The organism is Aquibium oceanicum (assembly GCF_001889605.1).
GTDB lineage: Bacteria > Pseudomonadota > Alphaproteobacteria > Rhizobiales > Rhizobiaceae > Aquibium > Aquibium oceanicum.
This window is the reverse complement of the sequence record NZ_CP018171.1, coordinates 68,478-83,376: the sequence shown is the minus strand read 5'-3', so window position 1 is coordinate 83,376 and position 14,899 is coordinate 68,478. Positions and strand designations below refer to the sequence as shown.

13 protein-coding genes and 1 riboswitch are annotated in these 14,899 nt (G+C 67.7%); of the genes, 6 read left to right on the top strand and 7 right to left on the bottom strand.

What is annotated here, in order from left to right:
• Positions 1–88 precede the first annotated feature (88 nt).
• From BSQ44_RS00385 to BSQ44_RS00375, 3 genes are read right to left on the bottom strand one after another with little or no spacing between them, the layout of a single operon-like run.
• Positions 89–1,090 (bottom strand): 4-hydroxyproline epimerase, encoded by a 1,002-nt coding sequence (locus BSQ44_RS00385; RefSeq protein WP_072601420.1) that lies wholly within the window; start codon positions 1,088–1,090, stop codon positions 89–91.
• Positions 1,091–1,099: 9 nt separating this feature from the next.
• A complete protein-coding gene (locus tag BSQ44_RS00380) occupies positions 1,100–2,362 on the bottom strand; it encodes an NAD(P)/FAD-dependent oxidoreductase (protein WP_072601419.1) in 1,263 nt (420 codons plus the stop codon).
• A 30-nt stretch (positions 2,363–2,392) separates the two neighbouring features.
• Positions 2,393–3,286: a dihydrodipicolinate synthase family protein gene (locus BSQ44_RS00375; protein ID WP_072601418.1), complete on the bottom strand. Its 894-nt coding sequence runs from the start codon at positions 3,284–3,286 to the stop codon at positions 2,393–2,395.
• A gap of 103 nt (positions 3,287–3,389) precedes the next feature.
• On the opposite strand from BSQ44_RS00375, the gene BSQ44_RS00370 reads away from it, so the two are divergent.
• The gene (locus tag BSQ44_RS00370) at positions 3,390–4,043 is read left to right on the top strand and encodes a GntR family transcriptional regulator (protein ID WP_072601417.1); all 654 of its coding nucleotides are present in this window, start codon (positions 3,390–3,392) and stop codon (positions 4,041–4,043) included.
• A 9-nt stretch (positions 4,044–4,052) separates the two neighbouring features.
• Here BSQ44_RS00370 and BSQ44_RS00365 read toward each other — a convergent pair whose 3' ends face one another.
• Entirely contained in the window at positions 4,053–4,445 is a 393-nt protein-coding gene (locus tag BSQ44_RS00365) for a hypothetical protein (protein WP_114579900.1), read from the bottom strand.
• Positions 4,446–5,566: 1,121 nt separating this feature from the next.
• On the opposite strand from BSQ44_RS00365, the gene BSQ44_RS00360 reads away from it, so the two are divergent.
• Positions 5,567–5,977 carry a hypothetical protein gene (locus BSQ44_RS00360; RefSeq protein WP_072601416.1) on the top strand — a complete coding sequence of 137 codons (411 nt, stop codon included), beginning with the start codon at positions 5,567–5,569 and terminating at the stop codon, positions 5,975–5,977.
• 71 nt (positions 5,978–6,048) lie between these two features.
• On the opposite strand, the gene BSQ44_RS00355 is transcribed toward BSQ44_RS00360, so the two are convergent.
• Complete coding sequence (locus BSQ44_RS00355) at positions 6,049–7,545, bottom strand: CoA-acylating methylmalonate-semialdehyde dehydrogenase (protein ID WP_072601415.1); 1,497 nt, start codon at positions 7,543–7,545, stop codon at positions 6,049–6,051.
• Between the two features lie 158 nt (positions 7,546–7,703).
• Between BSQ44_RS00355 and BSQ44_RS00350 the strand changes: the two genes are divergently transcribed.
• Positions 7,704–8,585 carry a LysR family transcriptional regulator gene (locus BSQ44_RS00350; RefSeq protein WP_072601414.1) on the top strand — a complete coding sequence of 294 codons (882 nt, stop codon included), beginning with the start codon at positions 7,704–7,706 and terminating at the stop codon, positions 8,583–8,585.
• 26 nt (positions 8,586–8,611) lie between these two features.
• On the opposite strand, the gene BSQ44_RS00345 is transcribed toward BSQ44_RS00350, so the two are convergent.
• Both BSQ44_RS00345 and BSQ44_RS00340 read right to left on the bottom strand, forming a co-directional pair.
• On the bottom strand, positions 8,612–10,432 hold the full coding sequence (locus BSQ44_RS00345) for an ABC-F family ATP-binding cassette domain-containing protein (RefSeq protein ID WP_072601413.1): 1,821 nt from the start codon (positions 10,430–10,432) through the stop codon (positions 8,612–8,614).
• Between the two features lie 6 nt (positions 10,433–10,438).
• Entirely contained in the window at positions 10,439–11,089 is a 651-nt protein-coding gene (locus BSQ44_RS00340; protein ID WP_072601412.1) for a thiamine diphosphokinase, read from the bottom strand.
• Positions 11,090–11,206: 117 nt separating this feature from the next.
• A riboswitch (TPP riboswitch) is annotated at positions 11,207–11,328 on the top strand.
• A gap of 42 nt (positions 11,329–11,370) precedes the next feature.
• Here BSQ44_RS00340 and thiB point away from each other — a divergent pair.
• The 3 genes from thiB to thiQ are packed head-to-tail and all read left to right on the top strand — an operon-like array spanning position 11,371 to position 14,757.
• Positions 11,371–12,384: a thiamine ABC transporter substrate binding subunit gene (gene thiB, locus BSQ44_RS00335; protein ID WP_072601411.1), complete on the top strand. Its 1,014-nt coding sequence runs from the start codon at positions 11,371–11,373 to the stop codon at positions 12,382–12,384.
• A gap of 22 nt (positions 12,385–12,406) precedes the next feature.
• Positions 12,407–14,011, top strand: coding sequence for a thiamine/thiamine pyrophosphate ABC transporter permease (thiP, locus tag BSQ44_RS00330; protein WP_072601410.1), 1,605 nt, complete (start codon positions 12,407–12,409; stop codon positions 14,009–14,011).
• Positions 14,008–14,757, top strand: coding sequence for a thiamine ABC transporter ATP-binding protein (gene thiQ / locus BSQ44_RS00325; protein ID WP_072601409.1), 750 nt, complete (start codon positions 14,008–14,010; stop codon positions 14,755–14,757). Before thiP ends, thiQ begins: the two co-directional genes overlap by 4 nt.
• Positions 14,758–14,899 lie beyond the last annotated feature (142 nt).

Genomic DNA, 14,899 nt, shown 5'->3' with positions numbered 1-14,899 from the left:
CGCAGACAGGAAAATCCTTGCGCCAACGGCGCTCTTCCCGGATTTCCTTGCGTACGATAACTCTGGGTCTATCAGCATCGTCAGATATTCACCGCACCACGAAACCGTGGGCAAACGGATCGCGGTCGTCGATGAAGATGGTGTTGTAGCCGGTCGTTCGCGCCCAGCCACCGACCGACGGCACGATGGCCGGTCGGCCCGCGACCTCCGTCTCCCGCTCGATCCGCCCCTTGAACAGCGACCCGATGATCGATTCATGCACGAAGCCGTCGCCGGCGTTCAGCTTGCCCTTGGCGTGAAGCTGCGCCATGCGGGCCGAGGTGCCGGTGCCGCATGGCGAGCGGTCGATCGCCTTGTCGCCGTAGAAGACGGCATTGCGCGCGTCGGCGCCCTCAACCGTCGGCGCGCCCGTCCACAGGATGTGCGACAGGCCCGAGATCGCCGGGTTCTCCGGATGCTCGAAGCGGTAGGCCTCGTTGAGCCGTGCACGCAGCACCGGGCTCCAGCCGATCAGTTGCCCGGCGGAATGATCCGCCATGTCGCGGTAGTTTTCCTGCTGCTCGACGATGGCATAGAAGTTCCCGCCATAGGCGACGTCCACCCGCAGCCGGCCGAGGTCAGGGCATTCAACCTCCAGGCCTTCCGAATGCAGGAAGGCCGGCACGTTGGTGATGCGCACTTCCTCGACGTACTCGCCTTCCTGGCGATACTCGGCCGTCACGAGACCTGCCGGCGTGTCGAGCCGCAGCACACCCGGCGTCTTCGGCCGGATCAGCCCGTGCTCGATCGCCATGGTCACCGTTCCGATCGTCCCGTGCCCGCACATCGGCAGGCAGCCCGAGGTCTCGATGAAGAGGATCGCGACATCGCAGTCCTCGCGCGTTGGCGGATAGATGATCGAGCCGGACATCATGTCGTGGCCGCGCGGTTCGAACATCAGCCCGGTGCGGATCCAGTCGTACTCGGCCAGGAAATGCGCCCGCCGCTCCATCATGGTCGAACCGTCGAGTAGCGGCCCGCCGCCCGTCACGAGGCGGACGGGATTGCCGCAGGTGTGCCCGTCAATGCAGTGGAAGGAATGGCGCGCCATGGCGGAAACTCAAAACCTCTGCGGACTGAACGGGGAAAGATCGATCGCCGCAGACTGCCCCGCCGCGAGGTCGCGGACAAGCCGTCCGGTGGCCGCGGCCTGGGTGAGACCGAGATGCCCGTGGCCGAAGGCGTAGATGACGCGTTCGTCGCCCGCCGCGCGGCCGATCACCGGCAGCGAATCCGGCAGGGAAGGGCGGTAGCCCATCCATTCGCGCCCGCCCTCCGTCTTAAGCGACGGCATGAAGCGCTGCGCCTTGCGAAGCATCGCCTTCGAGCGCGCATGGTTCGGCGGCGCCTTCAGGCCCGCCAGTTCCACCGCGCCGCCGATCCGGATGCCGGTCGACAGCGCCGTCACCACGAAGCCGTGCGCGGAAAAGATCAGCTGGTGCTTCAGGTCGAAGGCATACGGAGGAAGCGTGGTGTTGTAGCCGCGCTCGGTCTCCAGCGGGATGCGGTCGCCGAGCCCGCGCGCAAGAAGGTGCGACCAGGCTCCGCAGGCGATCACGATCCGCCCGGCCCGCAGCCACTGGCCGTCGGCGAGACGGACCTCCGGCATCTCTCCGGACTGGCCGACATTCTCGACGGCGCCTTTCCGGAACCGCGCCCCGTTCCGCTCCGCATGCGCCCAGATCGCCTTGCCGAGTTCCTGCGGATCGGAGACCGTCTTCCATCCCGGCACGAAGGTTCCCTTGACGAATTGCGGCGACAGGCCCGGCTGGATTTCCGCGATGCCGTCCCGCTTCACATGGCGGTAGGCGATGCCGAAGCGGTCGCGCGCGGCCCAGCCGGGCAGCGACGCCTCAAACTCCGCCTCGCTCTCGTAAAGCTCCAGCGAACCGTCCTCGCGCAGCATCGGCCCCGTACCGCTGCGCTCCATCAGCCCCATCCACTCGGCCTCGGCGAGCCGCATCAGCGAGGCCTGCGCGGCGAGCGCGCCCTCGTAGGCGGACCCGCGCCCCGCGCGCCAGAACCGGTAGAGCCAGGGCAGGAGGCTCGGCAGGTACGAAGGCGGGATCGAGAGCGGCCCGAGCGGATCGGAAAGCCAGCGCGGCAAATGGCGCATCATGCCTTTCTGCGCCAGCGGCAGCACGTCGGAAAAGGCGAGTGCCGCGGCATTGCCGGAACTCGTCTCCTCCACGATGCCGGTGCGGTCGATCACCAGTGGACGAAAGCCGCCTTCGGCCAGCGCCGCCGCGCAGCACACGCCGACGATCCCGGCACCGACGACAATGACGTCGTGGTCTTCCTCAGGTGCGGCTGAAGCGCTCATCCACGGACCTTAGGCGCCTTTCTGATACCTTCAGAGCTTCGGCAGATCCGGGCGCGTCGCCATGGCGTCCTTGACTACCTTTTCCACCATCGCCCGGCGCTCGCCGGACAGCGGCTTGCGCGGCATGCGAACGCGGTCGTTGGTGCCGATGGCGAAGACTTCCGCCAGCTTGATGTTCTGGACCAGATAGGTCGAGACGTCGAGGTCGAGCAGCGGCCGGAACCAGCGGTAGATGGCGAGCGCCTCGTCGCGGCGCCCCGCCTTCATCAGCCGGTAGATCGCCACCGTCTCGGCCGGAAACGCCGTGACCAGCCCGGCCACCCAACCGATCGCGCCCACCGACAGCGCCTCGAAGGCGAGGTTGTCGACGCCGGTGAAGAGGTCGAACCGGTCGCCGAATGCGTTGACGATGTCGGTGGAGCGGCGGATGTCGTCCGAGGATTCCTTGACCGCGACGAAGCGCGCGTCGGCCGCCAGTTCCTCCATGATCGGGATGGTCACGTCCACCCGGTAGGCGAGCCGGTTGGAATAGATCATAACCGGCAGATCGCCCGCGGCCGCGACCGCCGAAAGCGCGGCGACGGTCTCTTCCGGATTGGTGTGGTAGATCGGGCTCGGCACGACCATCAGCCCGTCGGCGCCGGCAGCCGCCGCCTTCGTCGCCATGGCGCGCGCCTCGCGCGTGCCGGGCTCGTTGACGGTCAGGAGCACTGGCTTTCCGCCGGCGACCCCGCGGGCGGTCTTTAGCACCTCCAGCTTCTCCTCATGCGACAGCATCGGACCTTCGCCGAGCGATCCCGCCACGATGATGCCGTCGCAGCCCGCCTCCATCTGCAGCGCGAAGCAGCGCTCCATCTCCGCGTGATCCAGTTCGTCGCTCTCGGTGAACTTCGTCGTCACCGCGGGGAAAACACCTGCCCACATGGCCACTCTCCTTCTGATATATCTGTGATATATCTGGAGCAGTCGGGCCTGTCAATCGCAACCGAAGCCTGATATGCAAGTGATATATCAAGTGGCAGGACCAATGATCCCTCCCGAAACCGCCGCTGAGCCGGCCGCAGCCCGGGCCTACCGCGCGCTGGAGCGCATGATTGTGACGCTGGAACTCGCGCCGGGCTCCACGACCACGGAAGGCGCGCTCATCGAACGGCTAGGCCTCGGTCGCACGCCGGTGCGAGAGGCGATGCAGCGGCTCGCCTGGGAAGGTCTTCTGGAGATCAGGCCGCGCGCCGGCGTCGCCGTGGCGCCGCTTCATCCCGGGGACTGGCTGAGGGTGATCGACGCCCGCCGCGCCGTCGAGGTGCTTCTGGCTCGAGCGGCGACGCGCAACGCGACGCGCGAGGCGGCGGAGAAATTCAGTAATGCGGCGCTGTGGATGCAGAAGGCCGTTATCAAGGACAACGTGCTGTCTTTCCTCGAAGCAGACAAGAGCCTCGACGAAGCCTTGGCGCTGGGCGCAGACAATGCCTTCGCGTCGCGCCTAGCCGCGCCATTGCAGAGCCATAGCCGCCGCTTCTGGTTCCGGTATCAGGCCGAAACCGGCCTCGCAGAGGCGGCCGACCGCCATCTGTCGATGGTGCGGGCCATCATGGCCGGAGACGAGGAAAAAGCCGGCCAGGAGGCCGACCGGCTGATGCTCACCCTGCGCCGACGGGCCGAGGAGGCTCTGCGGCGCTGACGCAGAACGTCAGACGCCTAGCCCGGCGATCTGGGTATTGGCCTCGAAACCTTCGCCGACGGCCAGCACGCAGCTAATGCCGTCCGTGCCGGTGGCCAAAATCGTCCAGGTGCCGGATGGCGACACGAATATCTCCATCATGGCGTTCTCGTCCACGAGGCCCGTCGCCAGGGACTGTTCGCGGAACTGCTGGCCGAGATCGGCAACCATGGAGTCGCGCTTGCCGCAGAGTTCGAGGCTCGGCGCCTGCGACGCCTGCACCCGCGCCTCCGGGGAAGCCGCCAGCGGCGGCGGGCTAATGCCATCCATCGGGGAGCCGGAGCCGGCCATCGAAGCGATCGGGATTGCAGTGAGGGTGATGGCTGCGGCGATCGCGGCGAGAGTGACGGGGAGCTTTGCCATGGGAATACTTCTCCTTCATCTCGCGAGCACGAGACGTTGTGCCTCCTTCCGGAGGCGCGATTGGCTTTTCCTTGAACCTTCGCCCGCAGGCGATTGGAGAATTAAGTCGCAGGGCCCAAACGGGTTCCACAACGGCCTTCACGAAATGATGACGACGGGAAACGCGAGGCGGCGACCGGGAACGATGTCGGAGATGAACGTGCTGGCGCGACGCTAACGCTCGCGCCACCGCTGACGCCGACGGTTGTCGTCGCTACCCCACCTTCGTCATCCCAGGGCGAAGCAGCCGCGAAGCGGCGTCGCGCAGACCCTAGGATCCAGGTCTGAGCGTACCGGGAGCGTGAGGTGGTTCAGGAAGCCGCTCTCGCCGCCCGGCGTGAGGCGTCGCAATCGCTCTCGCCCTCCTCCACCTCACCCGTAACCAGTTCTCAGGTTTGGATCCTCGGCACTCCCTCCGCTTCGCTCCGGTCGGCCGAGGATGACGAAGCGGAGGGAGGCGTCGCTCCGATCGGAGTTCTGTTCGAAGCGGAGAGAGGCAGCGCGTGGGATCGGCGTCTAGTCCGTCCCGCCGCTTGATCCTCGGTCCTCATGCGCTCCCCTGCAGCGAGCGGTTAGCGCCGTCACCCCCCAGCTTCGTCATCCCAGGGCGGAGCAGCCGCGAAGCGGCGTCGCGTAGACCCTGGGATCCATGCCTGAGCCTATCGGCAGCGTGAGATGGCGCAGGAAGCGCCATCTTTGTCGGCCGCGTGAGGTGGTGCAGGAAACCACCCCTCCTTCTCCACCACCTCGCCCGTGACTGCCTCTCAGGCCTGGATCCTCGGCTCTACCTGCGCTTCGCTGCGGTCGGCCGAGGATGACTAAGCGGAGAGGGACGGCGCTTGGGTTGAGGCGTCTGTCCCGGTCCCGCAGCTTGATCTCCGCCACCTCATCCTCCACCGCCTCTCAGGCTTGGATCCCCGGCTCTCACTCCGCTTCGCGCGGTCGGCCGAGGATGACGAAGCGGAGGGAGGCGGCGTGGATCGGACGGGCACCCACCCCAGCCGGATCAACGGCTTCCTCGAATTCCATCCACGCACCCGCCACCCGCGCCACACTGCCCCTCGGTCAGCGAAGGACACGAGATGCACGTGCAGGCGGCAATGGTGGATGAAAAGATGCTTCGGCGCGTCATTGCGCTGCTCGTCTCTTTCGCCGCCATGGCCGAGCAGGCCGCCACGCGGTCCGCGCCGGTCCGCTGGTTTGTGCTTTGCCTCTTGCGCTACGCGGAGGCGGTGTCGGAAGACTACGTCTTCGAGACGGTGGGCTTGCCGCTCTCGGAAATCGAGGCGATCGCGCTGGTCGGGAACGACCCGGATGATGCGCTGCGGCTCGCCGCGCGCTTCTACGCGCTGGCCGCTGCGCTCTGCACTCTATTGCCACTCGGAGACCTGTTCGACCGCCAACGGGAGCGGCCCGGCCTCAGGTCGCACGCCATTCCGGGCTCCGGCTGCCGCCCAGGCGGCACTACACCGAAGCCCAACGACACCTCATAGGGGCAGATCGAGCGGGCGGTCGATCATGACCGCCGCCGGCATGAGCCGGCCCCGCTCTTCCGACCGCCGGATCAGTTCATCGTCGGGATGACGAACTCCGCGCCGTCCTTGATGCCGCTCGGCCAACGGGCGGTGACAGACTTGGTCTTGGTGTAGAAGCGGAAAGCGTCCGGGCCGTGCTGGTTCAGATCACCGAAGGCCGAGCCCTTCCAGCCGCCGAACGTGTAGTAGGCGATCGGCACCGGGATCGGCACGTTGACGCCGACCATCCCGACCTGCACCCGCGAAGCGAAATCGCGCGCGGCATCGCCGTCGCGCGTGAAGATCGCGACGCCGTTGCCGTACTCATGCTCGTTGGGCAGCTTCAGCGCGTCCTCGTAGGTCTTGGCGCGCACCACCGAGAGCACGGGGCCGAAAATCTCTTCCTTGTAGATGCGCATGTCCGGCGTCACCTCGTCGAAGAGGCAGCCACCCATGTAGTAGCCGTTCTCGTAGCCCTGCATCTTGAAGCCGCGGCCGTCGACGACGAGCTTTGCGCCTTCCTTGACGCCGAGATCGACGTAGCCCTTCACGCGCTCCAGCGCCTGCTGGGTCACCAGCGGCCCGAAATCGGCGGAACTGTCGGTCGACGGACCGACCTTGAGGCTCTCGACGCGCGGGATCAGCTTTTCCACCAGCCGGTCTGCGGTTTCCTGTCCGACCGGAACCGCGACCGAGACCGCCATGCAGCGCTCACCGGCCGAGCCGTAGCCGGCGCCGATCAGGGCGTCGACCGTCTGGTCCATGTCGGCGTCGGGCATGATGATCATGTGGTTCTTGGCGCCGCCGAAGCACTGCGCCCGCTTGCCGGTCGCCGCGGCGCGCGAATAGATGTACTGCGCGATCGGGGTCGATCCGACGAAGCCGATCGCCTTGATGTCGGGATCGTCGAGGATGGCGTCGACCACTTCCTTGTCGCCGTTGACGACGTTGAGGATGCCGGCCGGCAGCCCAGCTTCGAGGAAGAGTTCGGCGATGCGCATCGGGACGCCCGGATCGCGCTCCGACGGCTTCAGGATGAAGGCGTTGCCGCTGGCGATCGCCGGGCCGATCTTCCACAGGGGGATCATGGCGGGGAAGTTGAACGGCGTGATGCCGGCGACCACGCCGAGCGGCTGGCGCATGGAGTAGATGTCGATGCCGGGGCCAGCGCCGTCGGTATATTCGCCCTTCAGCATGTGCGGCGCGCCGACGCAGACTTCCACGACTTCGAGGCCGCGCTGGATGTCGCCCTTGGCGTCGGCGATCGTCTTGCCGTGCTCGCGCGCCAGGAGTTCAGCGAGCGAATCGTACTCCTTGTGCACCAGTTCGAGGAACTTCATCAGCACGCGCACGCGCCGCTGCGGGTTGGTCGCCGCCCAGGCCGGCTGCGCTGCCTTGGCGTTCTCCACTGCGTCGCGCAGTTCCTTCTTCGAACCCAGCGCGACGGTGCCTCGGACGCTGCCGTCCATGGGCTGCATGATGTTCTGGTTGCGCCCGCTGGTGCTGGCGACGTGCTTGCCGCCGATGAAATGGCCGACTTCCTGCATGTTTCGCTCCCTTGGAATGATTTGTCGCAGTGTCCCGCTTTGCGCTCGCGAATGCAATGCGAGCGCCGCCGTATCGGTTGTGCGTCAAATAGTGCGCGCCGGCGAGTGGACTTCAATTCCCGCAAATGGCAGGTTTCCCCGATGGGAGGACGACGCGCATGAACTGGGACGACGTGAGGGTCTTCCTCGCCGTGGCGCGGGCCGGCCAGATTCTCGGCGCGGCGCGGCGGCTCGAACTCAACCATGCGACGGTGTCGCGCCGCGTCGCAGCCCTGGAGGAGAGCCTGAAGACCAAGCTGTTCCGGCGGCTGACGACGGGCAGCGAACTCACCGAGGCCGGCGAGCGGTTCTTCGTCATCGCCGAGCGAATGGAAGCCGACATGATCGCCGCGCGCGCCGAGATCGCGGGCGAGGGCGACGAGATCGCCGGAACGGTGCGCATCGGCGCGCCGGACGGTTTCGGCGTCGCCTTCCTCGCGCCGCGGCTTGGCGAACTCACGACATTGCACCGGGATCTCTCGATCCAGCTCGTTCCGGTGCCGCGCTCCTTCTCCCTGTCGCGGCGGGAGGCCGACATCGCCATCACCGTCGAGCGCCCGACCGAAGGCCGGCTCGTCGCGGCGAAGCTGGTCGACTACTCGCTCGGGCTCTTCGCCTCCCGGACATACGCGGAGGAGAACGGGCTCCCGTCTTCGCCCGGCGAACTGACCCGCCACCGCCTCGTCGGCTATGTCGGCGACCTGACCGTCAGCCCGAGCCTCGACTACGCCGCCGAGTTCGATCCCGCCTGGGACGCGCGGTTCCAGGTCTCTTCGGCTATCGGCCAGACCGAGGCTGTGCGCGCTGGCGCCGGTATCGGCATCCTGCACACCTTCATCGCGCGCATGCACGACGACCTCGTCCCGGTCGCCGCCGCGCCGCCGATCCGCCGCGCCTACTGGCTGGTCTACCACGAGACGGTGCGGCCGCTCCGCCGCATCCAGATCGTCTCGGCCTTCATCAGCGCCGAAGTGGAGAAGGCGAGGGCGCTCTTCGTTTAGCCTTGGCCCGGACGGAAGCGCCGTCGCTACCCGCCCTCGATCTCCTCGCGCAGCATCTCCAGCTCCAGCCATTCCTCTTCCATGGCGGAAAGGGCTTCGCGCTCCTTGTCGAGTTCCCCGGCGATCCTGTTGAACCCCGCCGCGTCGCGGGCGAAGAACTGCGGATCGGCGAGCTTCGCTTCCAGCTTCGCTATGGCGGCGGTGGCTGTTTCCATCTTCCCCGGCAGGGTCTCCAGCGCGAACTTCTGCTTGTAAGAGAGCTTCTTCGACGCGGCTTTCGCCGGAGCCTCCGGCTTGGCGCCCGCGGAGGAATTCGGCTCCGGCGCCTTGGCCTGTCCGCCGCGTCGCTCGAAGCGGGCGCTGCCGCGCTGGGCGAGCAGGTCGGTGTATCCGCCGGCATATTCGACCCAGCGCCCGTCGCCCTCCGGCGCGATGGTGCTGGTGACCGTCCGGTCGAGGAAGTCGCGGTCGTGGCTGACAAGGATCACGGTGCCCGGGAAACCCGAGACGAGTTCCTGCAACAGGTCGAGCGTCTCCATGTCGAGGTCGTTGGTCGGCTCGTCGAGCACCAGCAGGTTGGCTGGGCGCGACAGGACGCGGGCAAGGAGCAGCCGCGCCTTCTCGCCGCCCGAGAGTTCGCGCACCGGCGTGCGCGCCTGCTCGGGCTTGAACAGGAAGTCCTTCATGTAGGAGACGACGTGACGCTCTTCGCCGTTGACGACCACCGTCTCGCCGCGCCCGTCGGTCAGGAAGTGCGCCAGCGTTTCCTCGGGATCGAGTGCGGCGCGGCGCTGGTCGAGCGTCGCGATCTCGAGGTTGACGCCGAGCCGGACGCTGCCCTTGTCTGGCGCGAGTTCGCCGGTCAACATCTTCAGCAGCGTCGTCTTGCCGACGCCGTTCGGTCCCACGAGGCCGATGCGGTCGCCGCGCTGGATGCGGGTGGAGAAGTCGTTCACGATGGCAAGCTCGCCGAAGCGCTTCGAGATGCCTTTCGTCTCTATGACGAGCTTGCCGCTCTCGGCCGCCTCGCTTGCGGTCATCTTGGCTACGCCTTCCGCGCCGCGATGGCTGCGGAACTTCGCCCGCATCGACTGGAGGTCGCCGAGGCGGCGCATGTTGCGCTTGCGCCGCGCGGTCACGCCGTAGCGCAGCCAGTGCTCCTCTCGCACGATCTGGCGGCCGAGCTTGTGCTGCTCGCGCTCTTCCTCCTCCAGCACCTGATCGCGCCATTCCTCGAAATGGCCGAAGCCCTTGTCGAGGCGGCGGGTCTGGCCGCGGTCGAGCCAGACGGTGGCGCGGGTCACCCGCTCCAGGAAGCGCCGGTCGTGCGAGATGACGACGAAGGCCGAGGAGGTGCGTGCCAGTTCCTCCTCCAGCCACTCGATTACCGAAAGATCGAGATGGTTGGTCGGCTCGTCGAGCAGGAGCACGTCCGGCTGCGGGGCGAGCACCCGCGCCAGCGCGGCTCGTCGGGCTTCGCCACCGGAAAGCGTCTGTGGCGTCTCCTCGCCGGTCAGCCCGAGGTTTTCGAGGATGTAGGTGGCGCGGTAGGAATCGTCGGCCGGTCCCAGCCCCGCCTCGACATAGGCGCGCACGGTGGCGAAGCCCTCCATGTCGGCCGCCTGGCGCAGGTATCGGACCGTCGCGCTCGGCTGGTTGAAGACCTCGCCGTCCTGCGGCTCGACCATGCCGGCGGCGATCTTCAGCAGCGTCGACTTGCCCGAACCGTTGCGGCCGACCAGCGCGACGCGCTCGCCGGGCGACAGCGACAGCGAGGCGCCGTCCAAGAGCGGCGTGCCGCCGAAGGTGAGGCGGATGTCGTCGAGACGGAGAAGCGGTGGCGCCATGCGGCTCTAACCTGCGGACGGGAGGTGTGTTTCGGGGCGGGCGAGCAGCAGGGCGCGGCCGGCGCGCAAGGTGATGCGCAGCTTCCCGCGGACCTCGTTCGACATGATGAGCGACGAGCCGAACGCGATCGCGACGGCGTCGAGCGGCCACTTGGCGCCTTCGACGCTGAGGCCCGACAGCGGCGAGAAGGCCAGGATGCTGAACATCGTGCCGTCGGCATAATCGTACCCGCGCTGTCCGGGCATCAGGGGCATGCCTTCCTCCAGACCGCTTGTCAGAAGGACCGGCATGCCGGATTCCGCGAGCCTGATGGCGGCGGTCATGTGGAGGAAGGCGTGGTCGGCGCGCGGCCCGCCAAAGGCGCCGGCCAGCACGAGGGAGGTTGCTCCGCGCACGAGCGCCGCGTCGGCCGCCAGTTCGCCGTCGGTGCTGTCCTTTTCCGGCGGGTAGACGTCCCTCGGGACGTCCACGTGGGGCTCGACGTCGATCCCACCGATGGAATCGAAGTCGCCGATCCACAGCTCCGGCGTCACGCCGAGCGCCGTCGCGTGCCGGATGCCGGAATCGGCCGCGATCACCCGGGCGCCGGACAGCGCGGCGTCGAGGCGCGGCGTCCGGACGAGGTCGCCGCCGAGAAGGATGACGAATTTGCTCATGCGCGCCGCCTCTATCACGCCGCCGATGCGGAAAGGAAGGCCGGCGCTCGGGACCGGCAGGCGGACTTCGTCGCCCGAAGGGCCTTGCCGTCTGCTCCCGCCCGCCTTAAGTTCCCGCTCGCTCTAACGGGGTGCCGGAGGTCCTTGGACTTTCCGGCTGAGAGGCGAAGGGTTTTCCCTGCCAACCCGCTGAACCTGATCCGGTTTGTACCGGCGGAGGGATTAGACGCTCGCAAATGGCGCCTCAATTCCTTTCATTTCGAAACCAGAGGAGGCGCTCCATGCGCACGACCACCCGAATCTTCGCCGCGGCACTCGCCGCTTCCGTCTCTTCCGTTCCCGCCCTCGCGCAGTACGGCAAGGATACGCTCACCGTCTACACCTACGAGAGCTTCACCGCCGACTGGGGGCCGGGGCCGCAGGTCGAGAAGGCCTTCGAGGCCGAATGCGGCTGCGATCTCGAATTCGTCTCCGTCGCGGACGGCGTGGCGCTGCTCAACCGGATGAAGCTGGAAGGCGACCAGACCGAGGCCGACATCGTGCTCGGCCTCGACACAAACCTGACCGCAGACGCCAAGGAGATCGGGCTGTTTTCGCCTCATGGCGTCGAGGCGCCCAAGGTCGACGTGCCGGGCGGTTGGACGGACGATGTGTTCCTGCCCTTCGACTACGGCTACTTCGCCGTGATCTACGACACCCAGGCGATCGAGACGCCGCCCTCCAGCCTGAAGGAACTGGTCGAGGGCGATCCCGAACAGAAGATCGTCATCCAGGATCCGCGCACCTCGACGCCAGGGCTGGGTCTGCTTCTCTGGATGAAGGCCGTCTACGGCGACGGAGCGGGCGAGGCCTGGGGAAAGCTGAAGGACCGCGTGCTGACGGTGACGCCGGGCTGGAGCGAGGCCTACGGGCTCTTCACCAGCGGCGAGGCGCCGATGGTGCTTTCCTACACGACCTCGCCGGCCTACCACATGATCGCCGAGGACACGGAACGCTACCAGGCGGCGGAATTCTCGGAGGGGCATTACCTCCAGGTCGAGGTGGCGGGGATCACCGCGCATGGCGCGGACAATCCGCTGGCGAAGGAGTTCATGGAATTCATGACCGGACCCGGCTTTCAGGACGCCATTCCGGAAGCGAACTGGATGTATCCGGCGGGCGAGACGTCGGAGCCGCTCGATCCGGCTTTCGACAAGCTGGTCGAGCCGGACGAGACGCTCGTCTTCAGCCCCGAGGAGGTAGCCGACAACCGGAAGGCCTGGGTCGACGAGTGGCTCTCGGTGATGAGCGACTGAGGAGGAGGCGCGGGAAAGCGCCGTGGCACGCGTGGGTACGATCCCGCTCGGCATCGCGGCGCTCTCCTTCGTCGCGCTGCTCGCCGGCGGCGCCTTCCTCGGATTGCTGATCGAAGGCGCCCGCGACTGGCAAGGCGCGCTCGCGGCCTTCGACGCCTATCTGTTCCGGGTCGCCCGCTTCACGCTGCTGCAGGCGGTGTTGTCGACGGCGGTTTCGGTGGTGCCGGCGATCATCGTGGCGCGTGCCTTGTCCCGGCATCCGACCTTCTTGGGCCGAAGCGCGCTGCTGCGCCTCTTTGCCGTGCCGCTGGCGCTGCCGGCGCTTGTCGCCGCACTCGGCGTGCTGGCGCTGCTCGGACGCGCGGGATACTTCGCCGATCTGGTCGCTGCGCTTGGAGGCGATCGGTGGCCGGGCATCTACGGCCTGTCTGGCATTCTAGTGGCGCACGCCTTCTTCAACCTGCCGCTCGCGACGCGGCTCTTCCTGCAGGCGCTCGACGCGGTTCCGGCCGACCAGTGGCGGCTGGCGGGTCAGCTCGGCATGGGGGCCTGGCCGCGTTTCCGCTTCATCGAATGGCCCGCCATCCGCGCGAGCCTCCCCGGCGTTGCCGGCCTCGTCTTCATGCTGTGCATCACCTCCTTCACCATCGTCCTGATGCTCGGCGGCGGACCCGCCGCGACCACGCTGGAGGTGGCGATCTATCAGTCGCTGCGCTTCGACTTCGATCCGGCGCGCGCGCTTTCGCTGACGGTGCTCCAGCTTGCGCTCACCGCCGCGGTGCTTGCGATGCTGTTCCGCCTCGGCGCCGAGATGACGAGCGATGCCGCGCTGTCGGTGTCCGCCCGCCGCCATGCCAGACCGGGGAGCGTGGAGACCGTTCTCAACGGGCTGGTCGTCGTCCTGGCGCTGGTGCTGGTGGCTGGGCCGATCGCTGCGATCGTCGCCGCGGGCCTGCAGGCTGACCTGTCGCGCCTGGCGGGCGAGGCGCGGGTTCATCAGGCGCTCGCAACCAGCCTGGTGCTCTCGGCGCTGGCGGCGCTGCTGTGCGTGGCGCTCACCACCATGTTGGTCGCGGCGCGGCAGAGGCTCGCGTCGCGGCGTCGGCATCCCGATCCATCCTTCCTTGAAAAAGCGCTCGATGGCGGCGCGAGCCTGATCCTCGTCGTGCCGCCGATCGTCATCGGCGCCGGCTGGTTCATCCTCGTGCGCAGGTTCGCGGACGTCTTCGCGCTGGCACCCGTCATGGTCGTGACGGTCAATGCCGCGATGGCGATCCCCTTCGCGGTGCGGGCGATCCGGCCCGCGCATGACGAGGCGGCGGCCCGGCACGACCGGCTCTGCGCGCAGCTCGGCATCGCCGGCTTCGACCGGCTGCGGCTCGTCGACTGGCCCGTGCTCCGGCGCCCGCTTTTGACCGGCTTCGCCTTCGCCATGGCGCTCTCGCTCGGCGATCTCGGCGTCATCGCGCTCTTCGGCAGCGACGCGGTGCAGACCTTGCCGTACCTGCTCATGCAACGGATGGGCAGCTACCGCACGGCCGACGCCGCCGGTCTCGCTCTCATCCTTGCGATGCTGTGCTTTCTCTTGATGATGGTCGCCGAGGCGGCGGGCGGCAGGCGGCGATGACGGGGGGAGGAAACGAAGGGTCGGGTGCCGGCGTGGTGCTGGAGAAGGTGGCGTTCAGCCACCCGGGTGGCGCGCCGATGCTGTTCGATCTTTCGGTCGATGCCGGAGAGATCGTCGCGGTGATGGGGCCGAGCGGCTCGGGCAAATCGACCCTGCTGTCGCTGATCGCCGGCTTTGAGACGCCGGCTGCGGGGCGCATCTTCATCGGAGGAGCGGACGTGACGGAGCTGCCGCCGGCCCCCCGGCCCGTCTCCATGATCTTTCAGGAGAACAATCTCTTCGCCCATCTCGACGTCGCGGCGAATGTCGGTCTCGGCCGCTCTCCCTCGCTGCGCCTCAAGCCGGAGGACCGCGAGCACGTGGCCGACGCGCTGGCTGGCGTCGGCCTTGGCGACAAGGCGCTGCGGCTGCCTCGCGAACTGTCGGGCGGCGAGCGCCAGCGCGTGGCTCTCGCGCGGGTGCTGGTGCGCAACCGGCCGGTGCTGTTGCTCGACGAGGCCTTCGCGTCGCTCGGCCCGGCCCTGCGCGAGCAGATGCTCGACCTCCTGACGGATCTCCAGGCGAGGACGCGCATGACGGTGATCATGGTCACGCACGATCCGCAGGACGCGCTGCGCATTTCCGGCAGGACCGCCTTCGTCGAGGAGGGGCAGGTGCGCGAGGTCGGTGAAACCGCGGCGATGTTCTCGCAGGCGCGGTCCGACGCGTTGCGGCGCTACCTCGGCGCCGGCTCGCGCGGCCGGTAAAAAAGAATTGCCCGGATCAAGACATATTTCTTCCGTAAAACCGCTCCACTGAAATAGAAGCTATTTGGTAACCGACGCGGCGGAGAATCGGGCGGTCGGCCAGTTCCCATGCGATATCCAGCCATCACGGTTGCCGTCGTCG

Coding starts and splice junctions, on each gene's coding strand:
- BSQ44_RS00385 (WP_072601420.1), bottom strand. CDS start 1,090: ATGGCGCGCCATTCCTTCCACTGCATTGACGGGCACACCTGCGGCAAT.
- BSQ44_RS00380 (WP_072601419.1), bottom strand. CDS start 2,362: ATGAGCGCTTCAGCCGCACCTGAGGAAGACCACGACGTCATTGTCGTC.
- BSQ44_RS00375 (WP_072601418.1), bottom strand. CDS start 3,286: ATGTGGGCAGGTGTTTTCCCCGCGGTGACGACGAAGTTCACCGAGAGC.
- BSQ44_RS00370 (WP_072601417.1), top strand. CDS start 3,390: ATGATCCCTCCCGAAACCGCCGCTGAGCCGGCCGCAGCCCGGGCCTAC.
- BSQ44_RS00365 (WP_114579900.1), bottom strand. CDS start 4,445: ATGGCAAAGCTCCCCGTCACTCTCGCCGCGATCGCCGCAGCCATCACC.
- BSQ44_RS00360 (WP_072601416.1), top strand. CDS start 5,567: ATGCACGTGCAGGCGGCAATGGTGGATGAAAAGATGCTTCGGCGCGTC.
- BSQ44_RS00355 (WP_072601415.1), bottom strand. CDS start 7,545: ATGCAGGAAGTCGGCCATTTCATCGGCGGCAAGCACGTCGCCAGCACC.
- BSQ44_RS00350 (WP_072601414.1), top strand. CDS start 7,704: ATGAACTGGGACGACGTGAGGGTCTTCCTCGCCGTGGCGCGGGCCGGC.
- BSQ44_RS00345 (WP_072601413.1), bottom strand. CDS start 10,432: ATGGCGCCACCGCTTCTCCGTCTCGACGACATCCGCCTCACCTTCGGC.
- BSQ44_RS00340 (WP_072601412.1), bottom strand. CDS start 11,089: ATGAGCAAATTCGTCATCCTTCTCGGCGGCGACCTCGTCCGGACGCCG.
- thiB (WP_072601411.1), top strand. CDS start 11,371: ATGCGCACGACCACCCGAATCTTCGCCGCGGCACTCGCCGCTTCCGTC.
- thiQ (WP_072601409.1), top strand. CDS start 14,008: ATGACGGGGGGAGGAAACGAAGGGTCGGGTGCCGGCGTGGTGCTGGAG.